This window comes from Agromyces sp. NPDC057865 (assembly GCF_042796995.1).
Lineage (GTDB): Bacteria > Actinomycetota > Actinomycetes > Actinomycetales > Microbacteriaceae > Agromyces.
This window is the reverse complement of record NZ_JBHVMJ010000001.1, coordinates 1,055,791-1,074,671: the sequence shown is the minus strand read 5'-3', so window position 1 is coordinate 1,074,671 and position 18,881 is coordinate 1,055,791. Positions and strand designations below refer to the sequence as shown.

The following is an 18,881-nucleotide window of genomic DNA, read 5'->3' as shown; positions in this document are numbered from 1 at the left end:
CCGGTACGCTGGGCGGGTGACCTCCCCCGATGCGCCCGCCGATCAGGCGCGCGTGCCGTGGGTGCGCCTCGCGCTCGTCGGGGCGGCGGGCGGACTGCTGTCGGGCGCGTTCGGCGTCGGCGGCGGCATCCTCATGGTCCCGCTCCTCATCCTCGTCGCCGGCATGGACCAGCGGCGCGCATCGGCCACGTCGCTCGCGGCCATCGTGCCCGCCGCGCTCGCCGGCTCGCTCACGTACTTCGCGAACGGCGAGATCGACCTGCTCGCGGCGCTCTTCGTGGCGATCGGCGGCATCGTCGGCTCGTGGATCGGGTCGTGGCTGCTGCGCAGGCTCTCGCTCGGCTGGCTGCGCTGGCTGTTCGTCGCGCTGCTCATCGCGGTGGCCGTGCGCATGGTGGTCGTCGCGCCGGTTCGCGGCGGCGACACGACGATCGAGTTCGACGTCCTGCCCATCCTCGGCATGATCGCGCTCGGCGTCGTGATCGGCATCGCCTCGGGGCTCTTCGGCATCGGCGGCGGCGTCATCATGGTGCCCGCCTTCATCGCGCTGTTCGGCATGGGCGACCTCGTGGCCAAGGGCACCTCGCTCGCCGTCATGATCCCCACGGCGATCAGCGGCACGGTCGCGAACACGCGAGCGGGCATCGTCGACCTCCGAGTGGCGCTCGTGGTCGGCATCCCGGCGACCCTCGCCTCGTTCGGCGGCGTCGCGATCGCGTTCCTGCTCTCGCCCGAGTGGTCGGCGTGGCTGTTCGCCGCGCTCATGGTCATCGCCGCGGTGCAGCTCGCCGTGCGCGCCGTGCGCCTGAGCCGCAAGGAGCGCGACGGTGCCTGAGCGTCGCACCGCCGGCTGGTACGACGAGGCGACGGATGCCACCCTCCTCCGCTACTGGGACGGCACGAAGTGGAGCCCGCACACGGCGCCGCGACCCCGAGCCGACGGTGCACTCGAGGCTTCGCACGACGCGCTCGCCGCGCTGTTCGGGTCGGCCGCACCGACGGTCACCGTGACGATGCCGCTGCGCGCGCCCGACGAGCACACCACGGTTCCGCTGCCCGACGAGTCAGGACCGGTGGCGCGCGAGCCGCGCGAGCGGCGCGATCCGCGACGCCGCGTCGGTGGTCGCCGGTAGCATCCGGGCATGCGATTCCGCTTCACGGCGCCGCTCTGGGAGTGGAGCGCGCAGGGCGGCTGGTTCTTCGTGACCCTGCCCGAGGAGTACGGCGACGACGTCCGCGAGGTTCCGCGCATGCCGCGCGGCTTCGGGGCGGTGCGCGTGCGCGTCACGGTGGGCGGCACCACCTGGTCGACCTCGATCTTCCCCGACTCGAAGCAGGGCAGCTACGTGCTGCCGGTGAAGAAGGCCGTGCGCACGGCCGAGGGCATCGAGGAGGGCGACGACGTCGAGGTCGCGCTCGAGGTGCTCGACCTCTGATCCTCGCGACGCCTCACCCCGCCGAGCTCCGCAGGCGCTCCGCCTTCGTTGCGAGGTAGCGCTGCTCGGGGCCGTTGAGCGTGCGACGTGCGGCCTCCGCGAACGCGAGCGACGCGGCATCCGTCGACCCCGACTGCTCGAGGAGGTGCGCGCGGACGGCCCAGGTCCGGTGGTGGTCGGTCAGTCCGTCGTCGCGCTGGGCTTCGGCCCGGTCGAGCGCCGCGAGTCCGGCGTCGGGGCCCTGCACCATCGCGAGCGCGACGATGCGCCCGAGCGTCACCATCGGGCTCGGGGCCAGGCACGCGAGCAGGTCGTAGAGCCCGAGGATCTCGAGCCAGTCGGTCGTCGCGGTGGAGTCGGCCTCGTCGTGCACCGCTGCGATCGCGGCCTGCAGCTGGTACGGACCGATGGGCGCCCGATCGAGCACCGCGGTCACCAACGCGACGCCCTCGTCGATCATGGCGCGGTCCCAGCGCGAACGGTCCTGCTCGTCGAGTGGCACGATCGCGCCCGCGTCGTCGGTGCGGGCGGCGCGGCGGGCATCGGTGAGGAGCATCAGCGCGAGGAGCCCGGTCGTCTCGCCCGAGGCATCCGGGTCGGCGTCGTGCAGTTGCCGGGTCAGGCGGATCGCCTCGGCGGAGAGGTCGACGCGCGCGAGCCGGTCGCCCGAGCTGGCGGTATGGCCCTCGGTGAAGACGAGGTAGAGGACGCTGCGGAGCGCGCCGAGCCTCGATTCGAGCTCGTCGGCGCGCGGCATCCGGAAGCCCTCGTCGCTCGCCTTGATGCGCGCCTTCGCCCGTGAGATGCGCTGGGCGATGGTGGCCTCGGGCACGAGCAGGGAACGCGCGATCTCGGCGGTGGTGAGCCCGCCGACCGCGCGCAGCGTGAGCGCGATCTGCGAGGGCGTGGTGAGCGCCGGGTGGCAGCAGAGCAGGAACAGGGCGAGGGTGTCGTCGACCGCGGGGACCGGCGTGGGCGGCGGTTCGAGGTCGACGGCGAGCGACTCGCGGCGGCGACGCGCGGCATCCGATCGCACCTGGTCGATGTAGCGCCGCGACGCCACCTGTACGAGCCACGCACGCGGGCTGTCGGGCACGCCGTCGCGAGGCCACTGGGCGGATGCCGCGATGAGCGCCTCCTGCATGGCGTCCTCGCACGTCTCGAAGTCGCCGTAGCGCCGTACGAGCACCGCGAGCGCTGACGGTGCAGCGGCTCGCAGTGCCCGGACGGCGTCGCCCACGGCGTCGCTCATCGGCTCGACCGGCGTCGTGCCGACGACTCAGACGTCGCCGCGTGCGGCCATGTCGAGCACCGGCCGGACCTCGATGAGCCCGAACTCGGCCTCGGGGAAGCGGCCGGCGATCTCGACGGCGCGCGCCTCGGTCTCGCAGTCGACGAGGTAGAACCCGGCGAGGAGCTCCTTCGTCTCGGCGAAGGGGCCGTCGCTCGCGACGGCCGAGCCGTCGGTCTGCGTCACGCGCTTCGCGAGCGAGGCGTCGGCGAGCGCCTCGGCGGCCACGTACTCGCCGCTCGACACGAGCTCGTCGCTGATCGCCTGGTAGTACGCGTAGCCCTCGGCCTGCTGCTCGGGGGTGAAGGTGTCCCACATCGCCCGCGACTCGGGGTTGCTGTAGATCTGGATGAGGTACTTCATCGGAATCGCTCCTTCGATCGTGCGTCGTCGTCGTTTCGTTCAGGAGGCTGGACCGCGCTCCCACCAGTATGTCGAGGCTGCCGTCGCGTTCTCGACATGCGCCCTGATCGGATGCCTCGGAGGCCCGCTCGCCGACGGCATCCTGCGCCCGTCCTCGTTCGTTCGGGGGCCATCGGATAGCCGAGACCCGTTCATCCGTCACGGGGTTGACAGGAGGATTCCAGCCACCGATGGTCGAATCGGGGCACTGATTCGGGGTCGGTGCCCGAGTCTGTTGTCGGGTTCGGCGGAGGGGTGACGTCGTGAGGACATTCGGGATCGAAGAGGAGTTCCAGTTCCTCGATCGCATCACGTTGCAGCCGGCAGACGTCGGGGCCGACGTGTACGGCGCCCTGATGGCGTCGCCGCAGTGGGCCGACGTGACGCACAAGGAGTTCCTCGCCTCGCAGGTCGAGCACGCGTCCGCGGTGTTCTCCTCGCTCGAGGAGGCGCGTTCGGCGCTCCTCGGCTTCCGCCGCTTCCTGGCGGACCGAGCCGATGAGCTCGGCGTGGTCGCGGCGAGCGTGGGCACGCCGCCGCAGACGACCCCGTTCCCCTCCGTCACCGACGTCGAGCGCTACCACCGCATCGTGACGGACGTGGGCGGAATGATCGCCGACCACCAGCTGAGCGGCCTGCACGTGCACATCGGCGTGCCCGACCGCGAGGCCGGGGTCGTCGCGCTCAACGCCGCTCGGCCGTGGATGCCGCTGCTCACGGCCATCTCGGCCAACTCGCCGCTGTGGCGCGGCCTTGACACCGGCTACGACAGCTGGCGCACGGTCCTCCTGCGCCGCTGGACGACCGCGGGTTGCCCGCCATCATTCGTCGATGCCGCGGACTACGACCGCCGGATCCATCGACTCCTCGGCATCGGCGGCACCAAGGACCTGGCGCTGATCGCCTGGGACGTGCGCCTGTCCGAGCACCTTCCCACGGTCGAGTTCCGCATGGGCGACGCCCAGCTCGACGCCGACTCGACGTTGCTCATCGCCGCGCTCTGCCGTGCGCTGGTGAGCCACATGCTCGCGAGGCCCGAGGCGACGCATGCCGCGGCCACCGCCTCGGCGGAGGTGCCGACCGAACTGCTCAGCGCTGCGCTGGTGCACTCGGCGCACTACGGCATGCGGGCCGAGGTGTTCGATCCGATCTCGGGCGGACTCGCGCCGGCTGGTGACGTCCTCCGCCGTTTCGTGCAGATGGTCGCCGGCGAGCTCGCGGATGAGGGCGACCTCGAGGCGGTCGAGAGCTCGGTGCGACGCCTCATCCGGACCGGCACCGGGGCGGAGCGGCAGCGCGCGGCGTTCGCGATCGACGGGATGGCGGGCGTGCGACGGCTCCTCGACGCGACGATCGTCGCGAACCACGGCCGTAGCGGCGAGCGGACCACGTCGAACAACATCTAGGGCGACGTTTCCACTCCGCGGTGCGTCGATCAGCAGCCGGGGCCCGACGGGTCGGCGTTGCAGTCGCCGCGGGTCAGCACCGTGTCGAACTCGCCGACGAGGACGCGCTGCGGCGGACCGGCCACCGAGAGCGTGCCCGCGATCGACCGCCACGGCGACCCCGCGAACCGGTACTCGGCACGGAGGACGACCTCCAGCTCGGCCGTGTACTCGCCCGACGCGGTGTACACGTGGCTCGTGGACGTCGGGCTGAACTCGCCCTGCCCGAGGGCCGTCCAGCTCGCGCCGGGGGTGCCCGATTCGACGATCCCGCCGTCGCTGTGGCTCCAGCGGTAGCCGACCGGCGTGAACCGCACGTCGGCGGGCTGCCCGAGCAGTGTGCCCGAGACCACGTCCACGGATGCCGCGGCCACGAAGTTCGCTGGCAGCCCCACGACCGCCCATCCCCCGGGCTCCATCCCGTTGCCGGGCGTCGCCGGCCGGAACGACGCGATGTCGCGGAGCGTCACCACGACCGGGGCGGCCGGGTCCTCGGGCGGCGGCGCGGCGGGGTCGCCGGCGCAGAGCGCGATGTTGTTGGGGCTGCAGTTCGCGGGTGGGGGTGGGGGAGCGGGCGCAGGGTCAGCCTGCCCTGATGGCTGGTCATCCACGATCGCATCCCCGGAATCCGGCGTGCGACCGCCTCCGCCACCAACGATTCCTTCGAGAATCGCCTCCGATCCGCTGAGACCGCCGTCAACGTTCGGCACACAACCGACGTAGCCAACAGCGGGACTGCAGGCATTCGCCGGTGCAATCCCGACCACGAGCGTGCTGGCTGCGCCGAGGATGATGCCCGCTAGCAGAAGTCTTTGCCGGCCCACAGCTCAACCTGATCGACGAGTAGATGCTCCGATTCGTCGGAGACAAGTGTTGCCACGAGTGGAGCTCGTTCGTCACGATCAGCCGGAGTTACGTCGTTCCCCGTCGCGTCAATAACGCGGACATCGCTCACGTCTCTGCAGACGTAGATGACGACCGTGGCAGCGCCATCCGAGGAAGACTGCTCAACCAATTCCAATGAGTCGAGCGTTGATTGACCAACCGTGTGGATACCGAGGTCCTCGTACGTTTGGAACTCCTCCACCAACTCGGGTGTGTACCTCGATGTCGCGACGTCGCCGATTCGCTCCGGCGACGAGCCTGACTCTGAAGCGATCGTCTGCGATACGCGTTCGAACTCTCCGTACGCTTCGCTGGCCGCTGCGAGGGCTTCCTCATCCGACGCAAAGATCGGGGCGGGAGTGTCGGCGGTGGACGGTGTGGGTGTGGCCGCGGGAGCGCCGACGCATCCGGCGAGCACGAGGGCCAGTCCCGTCGCCGCGGCCGCTGCAACAGCACCGCGTCGCACGGTTCGGCGGCGGGTGGGGATCGGCATGGCGTCGAGCCTAGGCGAGCCCGGACCCCCGTCCCGTCGGGTTATCCACAGGGAGCGCGTCAACGCGAGTCAGGCGCGGGCGGCTCGGAATCGGGGTCATCGGAGGCATCCGTCGGCCCGTCGGCCGACCGCTGCCCCAGGACCTTGCCGAACCCCAGCGCGAACACGAGGCCGATGGCGACGCCGATGCCGATGCCGACTCCGACGTTGCCGAGGGCCGTCCCGAGGGCGACGCCGACGCCGGTCCCGAGGGCGAGGCCGATCCCCCACGCCTCGCCGGACGGCTTGGATGCGGGGGCTCGGTCGTGGTCGCTCACGCGTGCGAGCCTACGGATCGCGAGGTGTGCGTTCCTCCCCCGCGCGACGGATTCCGGCGAGCGCTACCGCATGAGGTCGCGGACGAGCTCTCCCCACTCGAAGCCGCACTCGCGGCAGTCGAAGAGCGGGCTCTCGCCGGCGAACGGGTCCGTAGCGGCATCCGTCTCAGTGACGACGTCGACCGTGCGGGTGTGCACGACCGCTCGCACCGCCGTCGACTCGCAGCGGGGGCACGGCTCGTCGAGCACGTCGTGCGCGACCGTGATCTGCACCTGGTTCGTCATGGCGCCCACGGTACGCACGGCCGGCGACATCCCCCCGGCGCACACGCGCGGGTGGCCGACTTTCGAGCCGATCGTCCGGGCGAGGCAGCGCAACGAGGACGCGCGGCGGACGGAGCGAGAGCGAGGCCGAGAGGCGGGTTTCGAGACGCGGCTGGGCCGCTCCTCAACCCGCGGAACTCCGCCCGCGGGAGCGAGAGCAACCCGCGAACGCCCTACCCCTGCTGCTCGCGCCGCTTGCGCGTGCTCACCTTGTGGCTCGCGGTCACCTCGTACGTGCGGCGCAGCGGCGCCGCGACGTCCTCGTGCCGCCGCTGTGCGACGCGCACGAACACGAAGTCGACGACCGCGAGCTGCGCGATACGGCTCGACATGGCGCCCATGCGATACGTCGACTCGCGCGCCTGGGTCGTGAGCACGATGTCGGCGACCTCGGTGACGGGCGAGTCGGGCGAGTTCGTGAGGGCGACCGTGGTCGCACCGGCATCCCGCGCGACGCTCAGGGCGTGGATCGTCTCGGTCGTGAGGCCCGAGTGGGAGATGCCGATCGCGACGTCGCCGGGCTTGCGCAGCGCCGCCGAGACGAGCGCGAGGTGCACGTCGACGGAGCAGAACGCCGAGATGCCGATGCGCGCGAGCTTCTGCTGCAGGTCCTGGGCGGTGAGGCCGCTGGCGCCGAAGCCGTAGAGGTCGACGTGCGCGGCGCCCGCGATCGCGTCGACCACGCGGTCGAGCTCGGCGATGTCGAGCGCCTGCACGGTCTGCTCGATCGCGAGCACCTCGTGGAACGCGATCTTGGCGACGACGTCGGCGGCGGGGTCATCCGGCCCGATGTCGGAGTCGGCGAGGCCGAACCGGTCGCGCTCGGCGGCCTCGCGGCTGATCGCGCTCGCGACCTCCATGCGGAACTCGCGGTAGCCGGTGTACCCGAGCGTCTGGCAGAAGCGCGCGACGGTCGAGAGCGAGGTGCCGCACCGCTTCGCGAGGTCGGTGATCGTGAGGTCCACCACGATCGAGGGATCGGCGATGATCGCCTCCGCGACGCGCGCCTCCGACGAGCTCAGGCGCGGCAGGGCCTGCCGCACGCTCTGGAGCACGTCACGGGACATCGGTCTCCTCTGTTCGGGCGGGTACGGTCACGGCGCGAACCTCACTGAGAGCATCTCGCAACACCCCATCGTGCGTCGCGAGGCGCGCGAGCGCCGCATCGGGCGACACCCCAGTAATGGTCACGAGGATCGCCGCCTTCACCGAGCCGCCGACCGATTCGAGGGTCGCGGATGCCGCCGCCGCGTCGACGCCCGTCGCGAGCATGACGATGCGCTCAGCACGGGCCCGCAGCTTCGCGTTGGTCGCCTGCACGTCGACCATGAGGTTCCCGTGGACCTTGCCGAGCCGCACCATCGCGATCGTGGAGATCGCGTTGAGCACCAGCTTCTGCGCGGTGCCACCCTTGAGGCGGGTCGATCCGGCGACGATCTCGGGCCCCACGACCGTCTCGATCGCGAGGTCGGCGACCTCTCCGACGCGGCTGCCTGCGTTGCAGGAGAGCCCGACGGTCAGCGCGCCGATCGCGCGCGCGTGCTCGAGCGCCCCGACGACGTAGGGCGTCCGGCCCGACGCCGAGATGCCGACGACCGCGTCGGCGGCCGTGAGTCCGATTGCGTCGAGGTCGGCGGCGCCGCGCGCGGCGTCGTCCTCAGCGTCCTCGACGGCCGAGCGCAGGGCGACCTCGCCGCCCGCGATGACGCCGACGACGAGCGACGGGTCGGTGCCGAACGTCGGCGGGATCTCGCTCGCGTCGAGCACGCCCATGCGTCCGGCGGTGCCGGCGCCGAGGTAGACGAGTCGCCCGCCGGCACGGAGACGGGGGACGATCGCGTCGATGGCCGCGGCGACCTGCGGCGCGGCATCCGTCACTGCAGCGACGGCCTGGGCGCTTTCGCCCTGCATCGCCGCGAACTGCGCCTCGGTCGCGAGCAGGTCGAACTCGCCGTGCGCGTCGTTCACGCCCTCGGTCGCGAGCTCGCCGAGGAGCTCGCGCAGGGCGCGACGGTCCCCGGCGGGAACGGTGTGGCTCATCGCGGTCCTCCCCCGTGATCGGTGCTGGTGATGGTGACGGATGCGACGCCGGCGAGCGGCGGCGGGAGGCGCAGCGGCATCCGACCGCTCGTGAACCGCCCGGCGACGCGCGGCTCCCCCGAGCCGCCCGACGACAGCCTCGCCGGGACGCCGTGCCAGCTCAGGTAGCCGAGCAGGGCGAACATGAGCGACTCCTTGAACGACGGGTCGATCCCCCGCGCCGCGCTCGACTCCACGGCGATGCCGCGTTCGGCGGCCAGCGCCGTGATGCGCCCGAGCAGCACGGGATTGCGCGCGCCGCCGCCCGACGCGATGAGCACGGCCGGGTCGCCGGGGATCGCGTCGACGACGGTGCGCGCGGTCAGCTCGGTGAGCGTCGCGACGAGGTCCTCGAGCGCAGGTCGGGTCGCGGGCGCCGCACCACCCGAGGCCACGACGGCGGATGCCCCGACCGCCGCCACGGCGCGGTCGACGACCCCCAGGTCGAACGTCTCGCGCCCGGTGGTCTTCGGCACGGGCGCCGCGAGGTACGGATGCCGGAGTAGCTCGGCGAGGAGTGCCGCGTCGACGCGCCCGGATGCCGCGAGGCGACCGTCCTCGTCGAAGGTCTCCGCATCGTCGGTGGCACGGGCCACGACCGCGTCGATGAGCCCGTTGCCGGGCCCGCTGTCGAACGCCACGACGTCGCCGTCGGGACGCACCACCTGCACGTTGGCGATCCCGCCGAGGTTGACCGTGGCAATCGCCCGCCCGGTCGCGGCGGCCTCGGCGCCGAGCCAGGCCAGGTCGAAGACCGCCATGAGCGGAGCGCCCTCACCGCCCGCGGCGATATCTGCCGCGCGCAGGTCGGACAGCACGGGCGCGCCGACCGCCTCGGCGATCCACGCGGGCTCGCCGAGCTGGAGGGTTCCCCGGGCACGGCCGCCGTCGACCCAGTGGAAGATCGTCTGACCGTGCGAGACGACGAGGTCGGGCACGACGCCGGCGGCGCGGGAGCCGGCGGCCGCGGCCTCCGCGAACGCCTGACCCAGCCGAGTGTCGAGCTCGCAGAGCGCGCCGGCGGTCAGCGGCTCGCCCGCCGTCGCCGCAAGGGCGCGGGCGCGGAGGTCGGGGGCCCAGTCGAGGGTGTCGGCGTGGAGGACGCGCATCGTCACGTCCGCGGGGAGCTCGGGTCTCGAGACGCCGCTGCGCGGCTCCTCGACCCGCGACACGTCCACGACCGCGACGTCGATGCCGTCCGCGGAGGTGCCCGACTGCAGGGACAGCACGATCATGCGGTCGCCTCCCGGCGGGAGCCGACCTCGAGCAGTGCGCTCGCGGCCTCGGCGGCGAGGCGGCTCGCGGCGCGCGTGTGCACGGCGGCGAGCGGGAGCCGCGCGCCGGGCATCCCGACGTTCACGACGACCGCGCCCGGCCGGATCGCGCCGAGCAGCTCGATCACGTCGCGCTGGGCGCTGTGCGCGCCGATCGCGTCCACCAGCACGACGAACGCGCCCGGCGCCTCGGCCGCCGCAGCAACGGCGCCGCGCAGCCGATCGCCGGGCACAGCGCCGGTGTCCAGCCGCACCACGCGTCCGCCCGCGGCGAGCGCGTCGGCCACGTAGTCGGCGTCGCCATCGACCGCGATGGTCGCGCGACCGCGCACGTCGAGCACGGTCCGCGGTCCGGGTGCCGGGGCGACGGGCCCGTCGACCGTCATCGCGGTCCGGGCGACGGATGCCGCGTCGGCTCCCCAGCTCGCGGCATCCGTCGTTCCCGGCGCCTCGGTGCGCTCGCCGGAGAATCCCCCACCGGCGAGCGCGGCCCCGAGCTTCCGCACCCGCTCCGCCGCTCGCTCGAGCGCGACGACGGGTAGGGTGCCGTCGTCGAGCGCGGCGAGCACGGCGGCCTGCACCTCGCGGAAGTCCTGTTCGTCCTGGTCGGGCGCCGTGGCGGCACCCCGATTGCGCGGGTTGCCGATGCAGAGCAGGTCGGCCCCGGCGAGCAGCGCCTGCACGGCACCGGGCCCGGCCCCGACGGTCTCGCGCACGGCGGCCATGTCGAGCGCGTCGGTCACGATGACGCCCTCGAAGCCCATCGCGCGCAGGCGGCCGAGCACGGCGGCGTTGAGCGTCGCGGGCGCGTCGCCCCACTGCGGCACGACGAGGTGCCCGGTCATGACGGTGGCGACGCCGGCCTCGATCGCGGCGCAGAACGGCGGGAGGTGCATCCGCTCGATCTCCTCGACGTCGATCGTGAGCGTCGGCAGGGCGTGGTGCGAGTCGACGTGCGTGTCGCCGTGGCCCGGGAAGTGCTTCACGCACGCGGCGGCACCGACCGACTGGATGCCGCGCACGGCCGCGGCGACGTGCCGCGAGACGAGCTCGGGAGAGTCGCCGAAGGCGCGCACGCCGATCACCGGGTTGCGCGGGTCGGTGTTCACATCGGCGACGGGAGCGAGCACCACGTTCGCGCCGGCCGCGAGCGAACGCTCCGCGAGCGCGCGGCCGGTGGCGGCGGTGGCATCCGTGTCGTCGACGGCGCCGAGCTGCGCGGCGCCCGGGAGGGTGGAGCCCGTCGCCGCCTCGAGGCGCGTGACGTTGCCGCCCTCCTCGTCGATGCCGACGAGGACGTCGTCGCGGAGGTCGCGGAAGGCGGACGCCGGTCTCGATACGCGTCCGGCTTCGCCGGGCGCTACTCGACCAACGGGAAGGTTGTGCGAGAACAGCACCGCACCCGCGAGGCCGCCCTCGGCGAGCTCGCGGCGCAGCCAGTCGGGCAGCTCGCGCCCGAGGTAGCCGGGCCAGAGCACCGCGCCGACGAGCCGACGGAGCGCTGGGTCGTGCATGGCGCTCATCCCTTGACCGCACCCGCCACGAGCCCGGCCGACAGGCGGCGCTGCACGATGACGAAGAAGATCATGACGGGGATCGTGATGATCGTCGAGGCGGCCATGATGTAGCCCCACTCGTTGGTGTGCTCGCCGAAGAACTGCTTCAGGCCGATGGCCACGGTGTAGTTCTCGGATGCCCCGCCGAGCAGCGTCATGGCGAAGATGAACTCGTTCCACGCGGTGATGAAGGAGAACACCGACGTGGCCACGAGGCCCGGCATCACGAGGGGGAGCAGCACGGAGCGGAACATCCGTCCCCAGCTCGCGCCGTCGATGTAGGCGGCCTCCTCGAGCTCGACGGGCACGGCCGCGACGAATCCGCGCAGCATCCAGATGCCGAACGGCAGCGAGAGCGCGACGTACACGACCATCAGGCCCAGCAGCGTGTTGAGCATGCCGAGGTCGCGCACCTGCACGAACAGCGGGATGACGAGCGCCTCGAGCGGCACCATCTGCACGATGAGGATCATGAGCAGGATCGCGGTGCGCGACCGGAACCGGAACCTGGCGACGGCGACCGAGGCGAGCAGCGCCAGCAGGGCGCTCGCGAGCACGGTGACGAGCGCGACGATCGCCGAGTTGCGCAGGAACACGTCGAACCCGCCCTCGGTGAGCACGTAGGCGAAGTTGTCGAAGGTGAACTCGCGCGGGAGCAGCGTCTGGCCGCCCGTGCCGGCCTTCGCGTCGAAGGCGCTCGAGAGCATCCAGAACGCGGGGAAGAGCGTGAACGCGAGCAGCAGCACGACGAGCACGGCCTTCAGCGCGGCGCCGCGGGTCTTGCGTGCGCTATGGCGGCTGCGCGCGATGCGGCGGGTCTCGTCGGCGGGGCCGTCCACGACGACGGATGCCGCGGGCGCGACGTCGGTGGTGGGCGTGACGGTGCTCACAGCTCCTCCTCCTTCAGCATGGTGCGCACGTACACGACCGTGATCGCGAGCAGCACGAGGGTCAGCAGCACCGCGATGGCCGAGCCGAAGCCGTAGCGGTTCTGGCCGAACGACTCGACGTACGACCACACGCCGAGGTTCAGCGCCTCGCGGTTCGAGCCCGAGCCGCCGGGCATGAGGTAGACCTGCGCGAAGACCTTGAAGTCCCAGATGGTCGACAGGATGATGACGACCGCGAAGACCTGCTTGAGGTTCGGCACGATGATGCGCCAGAACCGGCGCCACGGGCCGGCGCCGTCCATCTCGGCGGCCTCGAGCATCTCCTTCGGCACGCCGAGGAGGCCGGCGAGGATCGTGATGGCGACGAACGGGAAGCCGTGGTGCACGACGTTGAGCAGCACGATGGCGTAGAAGGTGTACCGGTTCGTGAACCAGTTGACGGGCTCGTCCTGGAGCCCGAGCGTCTGGAGGGTCTCGTTGAAGATGCCGCGGTCGGCGTCGAAGATCCAGACCCAGACGTAGGTGCCGGTGACCGCGGGCATGGCCCAGGCGATCATGATGGCGCTGCCGACGATGGTGCGCCAGAACGGGCCGAGCGAGGCCATGAGCACGGCGACGGCCGTGCCGAGGGCGACCGTGCCCGCAACGGCGAGCACGGCGAAGCCGACGGTGTTGGGGAGGACGACGGTCCAGAGGGTCGGGTCGGTGAAGACCTCGAGGTAGTTGTCGATGCCGATCCAGTTCGGCTCGCCCGAGACGATCTCGCGCAGGCCGTAGTCCTGCAGGGAGAAGAGGAACACGCGCACGAGCGGCCAGAGCAGCAGCACGGCGAGCACCGCGAGGGCGGGCGCGAGCAGCAGCCACGGCCGGAGCCGCGTGATCGGGTTCCGTCGTTGCACGGGGCCGCCGCCCGCGCGGGGGGACTCGGCCCCCCGCGCGGACGTCGGCACCTGGATCGTCGAGGTCACGGACTCAGTTGCCGTTCATGATCTCGTTCATCTCCGTTGCGGCGTCGGACGTGGCCTGCTCGACCGTCTTCTGCCCGGAGAGGATCGCCTGGATGGCGGTGTTCGTGGTCTTCTTCGCCTGCACGGCACCGAACTTCGGGGTCACCGGAACGGTGCCGCCGCCGTCGACGAGCTGCGTGGCGAACGGCGCGACCAGCGGGTCGTCCGACTCCATCGTCTCGGCGAGGAGCGACTGCTGGCCCGGGAAGTAGCCCGACTGCTCGCCCCACTGCTCGGCGAACTCGCCCGTGGTCATGAGCTTGATGAACTCCCACGCGAGCTCGGGGTTCTTCGCGGTGTTGAACATACTCAGGTGCGAGCCACCGAGGACCGACGGCGCGATGCCGCCGTCCTTGCCGGGGATCGGCGTGGCGGCGAACTTGCCCTCGAGCTCGGCGTTCTTCTCGACGATCGCGGCGGGCGTCCACGAGCCCATGAGCGCCATGGCGACGTTGCCCTGCGAGAAGTTGTCGAGGACGTCCGTCTCCTTCCACGTCGTGGCACCGGCCGACGAGAAGCCGTGCTTCAGCGCGAGGTCGGTGTAGAACTGGATGCCCTCCTGCGACTCGGCACTGTCGAGGCCGGAGACCCACTCGTCGCCGTCCTGCTCGGAGACTTCGCCGCCGGCGCCCCAGACCCACGGGTACACGCCGAACTCGGCGTCGCCGGGAACCGCGAACGCCATCATCTCGGGGTGCGCGGCCTTGATCGCCTCGCCGGCCGCGACGATCTCGTCCCAGCTGGTCGGCGCCTCGAGGCCGAGCTCCTCGAAGATGTCGGAGCGGTAGACGAGCGAGCGCACGCCGGCGTACCAGGGCATGCCGTAGAGCTCGTCGTCGTAGGTGCCCGAGGTCACGAGGCCCTCGACGAGGTCGTCGCCCAGGCCCTCGTCGTCGACGAAGTCGCCGATCGGGGCGAGCGCGCCGGCGTCGGCGAACTCCGCGGTCCAGGTGGTGCCGGTCTCGGCGACGTCGGGCGTCGTGCCGCCCGCGATCGAGGTCACGAACCGGTCGTGGGCGTCGGCCCATTGCACGAACTCGACGTCGAGCTTCGCGCCGGTCTCCTCGGTGAACGCCTCGCCGACCTCGTCGAAGAACGCATCGGAGTCGGGGTTCGTGCCCTCCATGATCCAGACGTTGAGGGTCTCGCCCTCGGCGCTGACGTCACCGCCGTCTCCACCGTTCGCCCCGCCCGCACACGCGGTGAGCCCGAACGCGGCCGTGGCGAGCACGGCGACGGGCAGCAAGCGCTTCTTCATGGATGCCTCCTTCATTGGAAATCTCGATGGCGCGACGCGCGCCCGGGAATGTGACACTGGGAAGTAGTATTCGTGAGCGATGTCATGTTTGCAAGTTTTTTCCGAAATCGTGACCTTCCGGAAACCTGCCGCCTCACGAGGGCGCGTCGGATGCCCCGGCCGTAGGCTCGGGCCGTGAAGAGTGTCGCATCGGGCGGCTGGGAGTCCGGCGAGTCGGACGCCGCCCGGTGGGTGCTCGGCATCGACGTCGGCGGCACCGGGTCCCGCGCCGCGCTCGAACCGTTCTCGCCGGCGCTGGCGGCGGCGGGCGACGAGCGACGCGTGCTCGAGGGCGGCCGGGTCGGCGTGGCATCCGCCGGCTCGAGCGTCATCGACGTGGTCGTCGCGCTCATCACTGAAGTTCGAGCTGACTGGCCGGATGCCGCGATCGCGGGCGTCGGGGTCGGGGCCACCGGCCTCGCCTCCCTCGTGGGCTCCCCCGACGAAGCCGCCGCCCGCCTCGCACATGCCGCGGGCGCGCCCGTCGCGCTCGCGATCGACGCCGTGACGGCGCACCTCGGAGCCCTGGCCGGACGCGGCGGTGCGGTCGTCGCCGTGGGCACGGGCGCGATCGCGATCGGCACCGACCTGCACGACCGCTGGAAGCGGGTCGGGGGCTGGGGCCACCTGTTCGACGACCGTGGCTCGGGCGCGTGGATCGGCATCGAGGCACTGAAGGCGGCGATCCGCACGCACGACGGCGCGACGACGAATGCCGCGGCGCTCCTCGACGCGGCCGTGGCGCGGTTCGGAGCGGCGCCGTCCTGGCCCGGGCAACTGCTCACGCGGCCCGACCGTGCCGGCCTGCTCGCGGGGTTCGCGGCGGACGTGGCCGGGCTCGCGGCTTCCGGCGACGTCGTGGCATCCGACATCATGCGGCGCGCCGGCGCCGAGGTCGCGGCCACGCTCGCCGCCGCGCTCGACCCCGACGTGCCGCCGCTCGCGGCCGGGACGGGCGGGGTGTTCGGAGCGGGCGGCGCCTTCGCCGAGGCGTTCGCGACCGAGTTCGGGCGGCTCGCGCCGTCGGCGTCGCTCGTCGCCGCGGAGGGGCCGCCGCTCGACGGGGCCGTGCGGCTCGCGCGGCTCGTCGGGGCGGGCGAGGCGCCGGCGGTGCATCCGCCGTTCGTCTGGCGCGGCTGAGCGGACCTCGCCTCCGCGGCGACGTCGCCCGGCGGCGGTAGCGTTTCCGCATGGCGGAGACCAGCGCGGGCATCCTGCTCTACCGGCGGCAGCCGCGGCTCGAGGTGCTCCTCGGGCACATGGGCGGGCCGTTCTGGCGCGGCAAGGATGCCTCGGCGTGGTCGATCCCGAAGGGCACCTTCACCGACGAGACACCCCTGGCGGCAGCGCGGCGCGAGTTCGCCGAGGAGGTCGGCCGGCCCGCGCCCGACGTCGAGTATCGGGAGCTCGGCACGTTCCGGTACTCGTCGGGCAAGGTCGTGCACGTCTTCGCGGGCGAATCGGACTTCGACGCGAGCGAGATCCGCAGCAACCTGTTCGAGCTCGAATGGCCGCCCCGTTCAGGTCGGCGCCAGTCCTTCCCCGAACTGGATGCCGCGGGCTGGTTCACGCCCGACGAGGCCCTCGACCGCCTCGTGAAGGGCCAGCGCCCGGCGCTCGCCGCGCTCGAGCGGCTCATCGCGGGCTGAGCCGGCACTGGCGGCGCGCGGCATCCGGGCGGAGGATGAGCCGCATGCGCAGAATCACCGTGACCGAGAACGTCTCACTCGACGGCGTCATGCAGGCGCCCGCATCGCCCGACGAGGACACCCGGGGCGAGTTCCCGTACGGCGGCTGGGCCGTCCCGGGGAGCGACGAAGCCCTGGCGGCCGAGATGGCCGTCGGCATGGGCTCCGACGGCGCGATGCTGTTCGGGCATCGCACCTACCGGAGCATGGCCGCGTTCTGGCCGCACCAGGACGACGGCAACCCGTACACCGAGTACATGAACCGCGTCGAGAAGTTCGTGGTGTCGCGGAACGCGGCGACCCGTCTCGAGTGGGAGAACTCCACGCTCGTCGCCGGCGATGCGATCAAGACCGTGGCCACGCTGAAGCACAGCGACGGTCCCGACCTCTCGATCCTCGGCAGCGGTACGGTGGTGCGCTCGCTCGCCGCGGCGCACCTGATCGACGAGTGGGTGCTCGTGATCCACCCGATCGTGCTCGGCACCGGCACGAAGCTGTTCGGCTCGACGCACCAGCCGCTCGAGCTCACGCGCAGCACCACGACGCCGAAGGGCGTCACGATCGCGCACTACGTGCCGATCAGGAGCTGAGGGTTCCGCCTCCGAGCCCGCGAGGCGCCCTCACGCCCTCACGCCCTCACGCCCGCGCGAGGATCGCCGCCGTGTCGAGGCCTGGCGGCAGCGCGCCGTACATGGTGCCGCCGTCGCCCTCGATCCGGGAGCGCACGAACGCGTCGGTCGCGGCGGCGGGCGAGTGCTGCACGAGCAGCGACGCCTGCAGCACGAGCGCGAGCCGCTCGGCGAGCTCCCGGGCCCGAACGGCGCCGCTCGCCGGATCGCGGGACACCTCGAGCACGACCGCCTGCGCCTCGGCGATCTCGAGGTCGAGCGCGGCGTGCGCCCCCGTCGCCTCGGCGACCACGCCGAAGAACGCGTCGAACGCCTCGGGCTCGCGGGCGAGCACGCGCAGCACGTCGAGCGCGATGACGTTCCCCGAGCCCTCCCAGATCGCGAGCAGCGGCTGCTCGCGGTAGCGCCGCGCGAGCGGGAACGCCTCCGTGTAGCCGTTGCCGCCGAGGCACTCGAGGGCCTCGGACGCGTGCCCGGGCCCGCGCTTGCAGATCCAGTACTTCGCCACGGCGGTCGCGAGGCGGCGGAACGCCTGCTCCGGGGCATCCGCGTCGTCGTCGTAGGCGCGCGCCAGCCGCATCGCCGTGACCGTCGCGGCCTCGGACTCGAGCGCGAGGTCGGCCACGACCGCCTGCATCGCGGGCTGGTCGACGAGCAGCTCGCCGAACGCGCGGCGATGCCGCACGTGCCACGCGGCCTCGGCGACCGCCTGCCGCATCCCAGCGGCCGTGCCGAGCACGCAGTCGAGGCGCGTGCGGGTGACCATCTGCACGATCGTGGTGACGCCCCGCCCCTCCTCGCCGACGAGCCACGCGGCGGTGCCGTCGAGCTCGATCTCGCTGGACGCGTTCGAGCGGTTGCCGAGCTTGTCCTTCAGCCGCTGGATCCGGAACACGTTGCGCGAGCCGTCGGGCAGCACGCGCGGCACGAAGAAGCAGCTGAGCCCGCCAGGCGCCTGCGCGAGCACGAGGAACGCTTCGCTCATCGGCGCGCTGCAGAACCACTTGTGTCCGGTCAGCCGGAACTCGCGACCCCAGGATCCGTCGGACCCGGTCGGCTCGGCGCGGGTCGTGTTCGCGCGCACGTCGGATCCGCCCTGCTTCTCGGTCATCGCCATGCCGACGAGCGCCGAGCGCTTCGGGGCCGGTGGTCGAGGAGGCCGCGAAGCAGCCGTATCGAGGCCCTCCGATCTCGATACGGGTCGCGCTTCGCGCGGCCCTGCTCGATCACCCAGCCCCGGCTCGTACTCCCGGCTCAGCAGCCGCGGCATCCAGTCGCTCGCGAGTCCCGATGCCGCGAGCTCGAGCGTCGGCACCGCGGCGTGCGTCATCGACACCGGGCACGCGTGCCCGGGCTCGACCTGCGCGAGCAGGAAGAACGCCGCCGCACGCTCGACGTTCGCACCCGGACCGGGCTCCGCCCACGCCGAGGTGTGCGCGCCGGCGCCGACCGCCGCGGCCATGATGCGGTGGTACGCGTCGTCGTACTCGACCTCGTCGATCCGATTCCCCCACCGATCGTGCGTGTGCAGCACCGGCGGGTGGGTGTTCGCGCGCTCCGCGTCGCGCTGGAAGGCGGCCGAGCCGACGTGCCGTCCGAGGTCGTGCAGCACGGATGCCGCGTCGATGCCGTCGAAGTCGGCGTCGGGGCGGGGCGTGTCTGGCGTGGGCGGCCCGCCGGCCGTGCGCCCGCCGGACGTGCGCGCGCCGTCACGCCCCCAGCGCGCCACCGCCTCGACGAGCGGCACGTTCGCCGCGAACTCGTCGACGCCCTCGCGGGGCGGTGCCTGGTTGAGGACCTCGTGCGTGATCATCGTCGACCTCCGCGGTCCATTCTGGTCGCGGCGACGGCCGCGGCGCGACGATCGC

The 18,881-nt window shown here is 72.4% G+C and carries 21 protein-coding genes; 7 read left to right on the top strand and 14 right to left on the bottom strand.

The genetic code is table 11. From position 1 onward, the window contains the following. Positions 1–16 precede the first annotated feature (16 nt). Genes ACFVN5_RS05015 through ACFVN5_RS05005 form a run of 3 tightly spaced genes read left to right on the top strand, consistent with a single transcriptional unit; the run spans position 17 to position 1,436 of the window. Entirely contained in the window at positions 17–835 is an 819-nt protein-coding gene (locus ACFVN5_RS05015) for a sulfite exporter TauE/SafE family protein (protein ID WP_376953686.1), read from the top strand. Beyond that, the gene (locus ACFVN5_RS05010; protein ID WP_376953685.1) at positions 828–1,133 is read left to right on the top strand and encodes a DUF2510 domain-containing protein; all 306 of its coding nucleotides are present in this window, start codon (positions 828–830) and stop codon (positions 1,131–1,133) included. Before ACFVN5_RS05015 ends, ACFVN5_RS05010 begins: the two co-directional genes overlap by 8 nt. Before the next feature lie 9 nt (positions 1,134–1,142). Then, a complete protein-coding gene (locus ACFVN5_RS05005; protein WP_376953684.1) occupies positions 1,143–1,436 on the top strand; it encodes a DUF1905 domain-containing protein in 294 nt (97 codons plus the stop codon). A gap of 13 nt (positions 1,437–1,449) precedes the next feature. Here the strand turns inward: ACFVN5_RS05005 and ACFVN5_RS05000 are convergent, their stop codons facing one another. Together ACFVN5_RS05000 and ACFVN5_RS04995 are read right to left on the bottom strand one after the other, a co-directional pair. After that, positions 1,450–2,688 carry an RNA polymerase sigma factor gene (locus ACFVN5_RS05000; protein WP_376953683.1) on the bottom strand — a complete coding sequence of 413 codons (1,239 nt, stop codon included), beginning with the start codon at positions 2,686–2,688 and terminating at the stop codon, positions 1,450–1,452. Between the two features lie 27 nt (positions 2,689–2,715). Continuing rightward, entirely contained in the window at positions 2,716–3,090 is a 375-nt protein-coding gene (locus ACFVN5_RS04995; protein WP_376953682.1) for a YciI family protein, read from the bottom strand. 302 nt (positions 3,091–3,392) lie between these two features. Here ACFVN5_RS04995 and ACFVN5_RS04990 point away from each other — a divergent pair, with 302 nt between their 5' ends. Beyond that, positions 3,393–4,535 carry a YbdK family carboxylate-amine ligase gene (locus ACFVN5_RS04990; RefSeq protein WP_376953681.1) on the top strand — a complete coding sequence of 381 codons (1,143 nt, stop codon included), beginning with the start codon at positions 3,393–3,395 and terminating at the stop codon, positions 4,533–4,535. A 29-nt stretch (positions 4,536–4,564) separates the two neighbouring features. Here the strand turns inward: ACFVN5_RS04990 and ACFVN5_RS04985 are convergent, their stop codons facing one another. The 11 genes from ACFVN5_RS04985 to ACFVN5_RS04935 all read right to left on the bottom strand — a co-directional run bounded on the left by ACFVN5_RS04985 (position 4,565) and on the right by ACFVN5_RS04935 (position 14,657). Next, positions 4,565–5,185, bottom strand: a complete 621-nt coding sequence (locus ACFVN5_RS04985) for a hypothetical protein (protein WP_376953680.1) — start codon at positions 5,183–5,185, stop codon at positions 4,565–4,567. Between the two features lie 188 nt (positions 5,186–5,373). Next, the gene (locus ACFVN5_RS04980) at positions 5,374–5,952 is read right to left on the bottom strand and encodes a hypothetical protein (RefSeq protein WP_376953679.1); all 579 of its coding nucleotides are present in this window, start codon (positions 5,950–5,952) and stop codon (positions 5,374–5,376) included. A gap of 59 nt (positions 5,953–6,011) precedes the next feature. Beyond that, the gene (locus tag ACFVN5_RS04975; RefSeq protein ID WP_376953678.1) at positions 6,012–6,269 is read right to left on the bottom strand and encodes a hypothetical protein; all 258 of its coding nucleotides are present in this window, start codon (positions 6,267–6,269) and stop codon (positions 6,012–6,014) included. A 63-nt stretch (positions 6,270–6,332) separates the two neighbouring features. After that, on the bottom strand, positions 6,333–6,554 hold the full coding sequence (locus tag ACFVN5_RS04970) for a hypothetical protein (RefSeq protein ID WP_376953677.1): 222 nt from the start codon (positions 6,552–6,554) through the stop codon (positions 6,333–6,335). 212 nt (positions 6,555–6,766) lie between these two features. Next, positions 6,767–7,660, bottom strand: coding sequence for a MurR/RpiR family transcriptional regulator (locus tag ACFVN5_RS04965; protein ID WP_376953675.1), 894 nt, complete (start codon positions 7,658–7,660; stop codon positions 6,767–6,769). After that, complete coding sequence (murQ, locus tag ACFVN5_RS04960; RefSeq protein WP_376953674.1) at positions 7,650–8,633, bottom strand: N-acetylmuramic acid 6-phosphate etherase; 984 nt, start codon at positions 8,631–8,633, stop codon at positions 7,650–7,652. The genes ACFVN5_RS04965 and murQ overlap by 11 nt, the downstream gene beginning before the upstream one ends. Next, a complete protein-coding gene (locus ACFVN5_RS04955; RefSeq protein WP_376953672.1) occupies positions 8,630–9,907 on the bottom strand; it encodes an anhydro-N-acetylmuramic acid kinase in 1,278 nt (425 codons plus the stop codon). The genes murQ and ACFVN5_RS04955 overlap by 4 nt, the downstream gene beginning before the upstream one ends. After that, positions 9,904–11,460, bottom strand: a complete 1,557-nt coding sequence (locus ACFVN5_RS04950) for a glycoside hydrolase family 3 protein (protein ID WP_376953670.1) — start codon at positions 11,458–11,460, stop codon at positions 9,904–9,906. Before ACFVN5_RS04950 ends, ACFVN5_RS04955 begins: the two co-directional genes overlap by 4 nt. A gap of 5 nt (positions 11,461–11,465) precedes the next feature. Beyond that, complete coding sequence (locus tag ACFVN5_RS04945) at positions 11,466–12,311, bottom strand: carbohydrate ABC transporter permease (RefSeq protein ID WP_376954317.1); 846 nt, start codon at positions 12,309–12,311, stop codon at positions 11,466–11,468. Positions 12,312–12,388: 77 nt separating this feature from the next. Next, positions 12,389–13,360: a carbohydrate ABC transporter permease gene (locus tag ACFVN5_RS04940; protein ID WP_376953669.1), complete on the bottom strand. Its 972-nt coding sequence runs from the start codon at positions 13,358–13,360 to the stop codon at positions 12,389–12,391. Between the two features lie 4 nt (positions 13,361–13,364). After that, positions 13,365–14,657, bottom strand: coding sequence for a sugar ABC transporter substrate-binding protein (locus tag ACFVN5_RS04935; RefSeq protein WP_376953668.1), 1,293 nt, complete (start codon positions 14,655–14,657; stop codon positions 13,365–13,367). A gap of 174 nt (positions 14,658–14,831) precedes the next feature. On the opposite strand from ACFVN5_RS04935, the gene ACFVN5_RS04930 reads away from it, so the two are divergent. The 3 genes from ACFVN5_RS04930 to ACFVN5_RS04920 are packed head-to-tail and all read left to right on the top strand — an operon-like array spanning position 14,832 to position 16,974. Then, positions 14,832–15,836, top strand: coding sequence for a BadF/BadG/BcrA/BcrD ATPase family protein (locus ACFVN5_RS04930; RefSeq protein ID WP_376953667.1), 1,005 nt, complete (start codon positions 14,832–14,834; stop codon positions 15,834–15,836). Between the two features lie 50 nt (positions 15,837–15,886). Continuing rightward, positions 15,887–16,345: an NUDIX domain-containing protein gene (locus ACFVN5_RS04925; protein WP_376953666.1), complete on the top strand. Its 459-nt coding sequence runs from the start codon at positions 15,887–15,889 to the stop codon at positions 16,343–16,345. A gap of 44 nt (positions 16,346–16,389) precedes the next feature. Then, positions 16,390–16,974, top strand: a complete 585-nt coding sequence (locus ACFVN5_RS04920; protein ID WP_376953665.1) for a dihydrofolate reductase family protein — start codon at positions 16,390–16,392, stop codon at positions 16,972–16,974. Positions 16,975–17,020: 46 nt separating this feature from the next. On the opposite strand, the gene ACFVN5_RS04915 is transcribed toward ACFVN5_RS04920, so the two are convergent. Then, positions 17,021–18,826: an acyl-CoA dehydrogenase family protein gene (locus ACFVN5_RS04915; RefSeq protein WP_376953664.1), complete on the bottom strand. Its 1,806-nt coding sequence runs from the start codon at positions 18,824–18,826 to the stop codon at positions 17,021–17,023. Between the last annotated feature and the right edge of the window lie 55 nt (positions 18,827–18,881).

Excerpts from the sequence above, each read along its gene's own strand:
- ACFVN5_RS05005 (WP_376953684.1), top strand. The coding sequence starts at position 1,143 with ATGCGATTCCGCTTCACGGCGCCGCTCTGGGAGTGGAGCGCGCAGGGC.
- ACFVN5_RS05000 (WP_376953683.1), bottom strand. The coding sequence starts at position 2,688 with ATGAGCGACGCCGTGGGCGACGCCGTCCGGGCACTGCGAGCCGCTGCA.
- ACFVN5_RS04995 (WP_376953682.1), bottom strand. The coding sequence starts at position 3,090 with ATGAAGTACCTCATCCAGATCTACAGCAACCCCGAGTCGCGGGCGATG.
- ACFVN5_RS04980 (WP_376953679.1), bottom strand. The coding sequence starts at position 5,952 with ATGCCGATCCCCACCCGCCGCCGAACCGTGCGACGCGGTGCTGTTGCA.
- ACFVN5_RS04970 (WP_376953677.1), bottom strand. The coding sequence starts at position 6,554 with ATGACGAACCAGGTGCAGATCACGGTCGCGCACGACGTGCTCGACGAG.
- ACFVN5_RS04965 (WP_376953675.1), bottom strand. The coding sequence starts at position 7,660 with ATGTCCCGTGACGTGCTCCAGAGCGTGCGGCAGGCCCTGCCGCGCCTG.
- murQ (WP_376953674.1), bottom strand. The coding sequence starts at position 8,633 with ATGAGCCACACCGTTCCCGCCGGGGACCGTCGCGCCCTGCGCGAGCTC.
- ACFVN5_RS04955 (WP_376953672.1), bottom strand. The coding sequence starts at position 9,907 with ATGATCGTGCTGTCCCTGCAGTCGGGCACCTCCGCGGACGGCATCGAC.
- ACFVN5_RS04950 (WP_376953670.1), bottom strand. The coding sequence starts at position 11,460 with ATGCACGACCCAGCGCTCCGTCGGCTCGTCGGCGCGGTGCTCTGGCCC.
- ACFVN5_RS04935 (WP_376953668.1), bottom strand. The coding sequence starts at position 14,657 with ATGAAGAAGCGCTTGCTGCCCGTCGCCGTGCTCGCCACGGCCGCGTTC.
- ACFVN5_RS04925 (WP_376953666.1), top strand. The coding sequence starts at position 15,887 with ATGGCGGAGACCAGCGCGGGCATCCTGCTCTACCGGCGGCAGCCGCGG.
- ACFVN5_RS04920 (WP_376953665.1), top strand. The coding sequence starts at position 16,390 with ATGCGCAGAATCACCGTGACCGAGAACGTCTCACTCGACGGCGTCATG.
- ACFVN5_RS04915 (WP_376953664.1), bottom strand. The coding sequence starts at position 18,826 with ATGATCACGCACGAGGTCCTCAACCAGGCACCGCCCCGCGAGGGCGTC.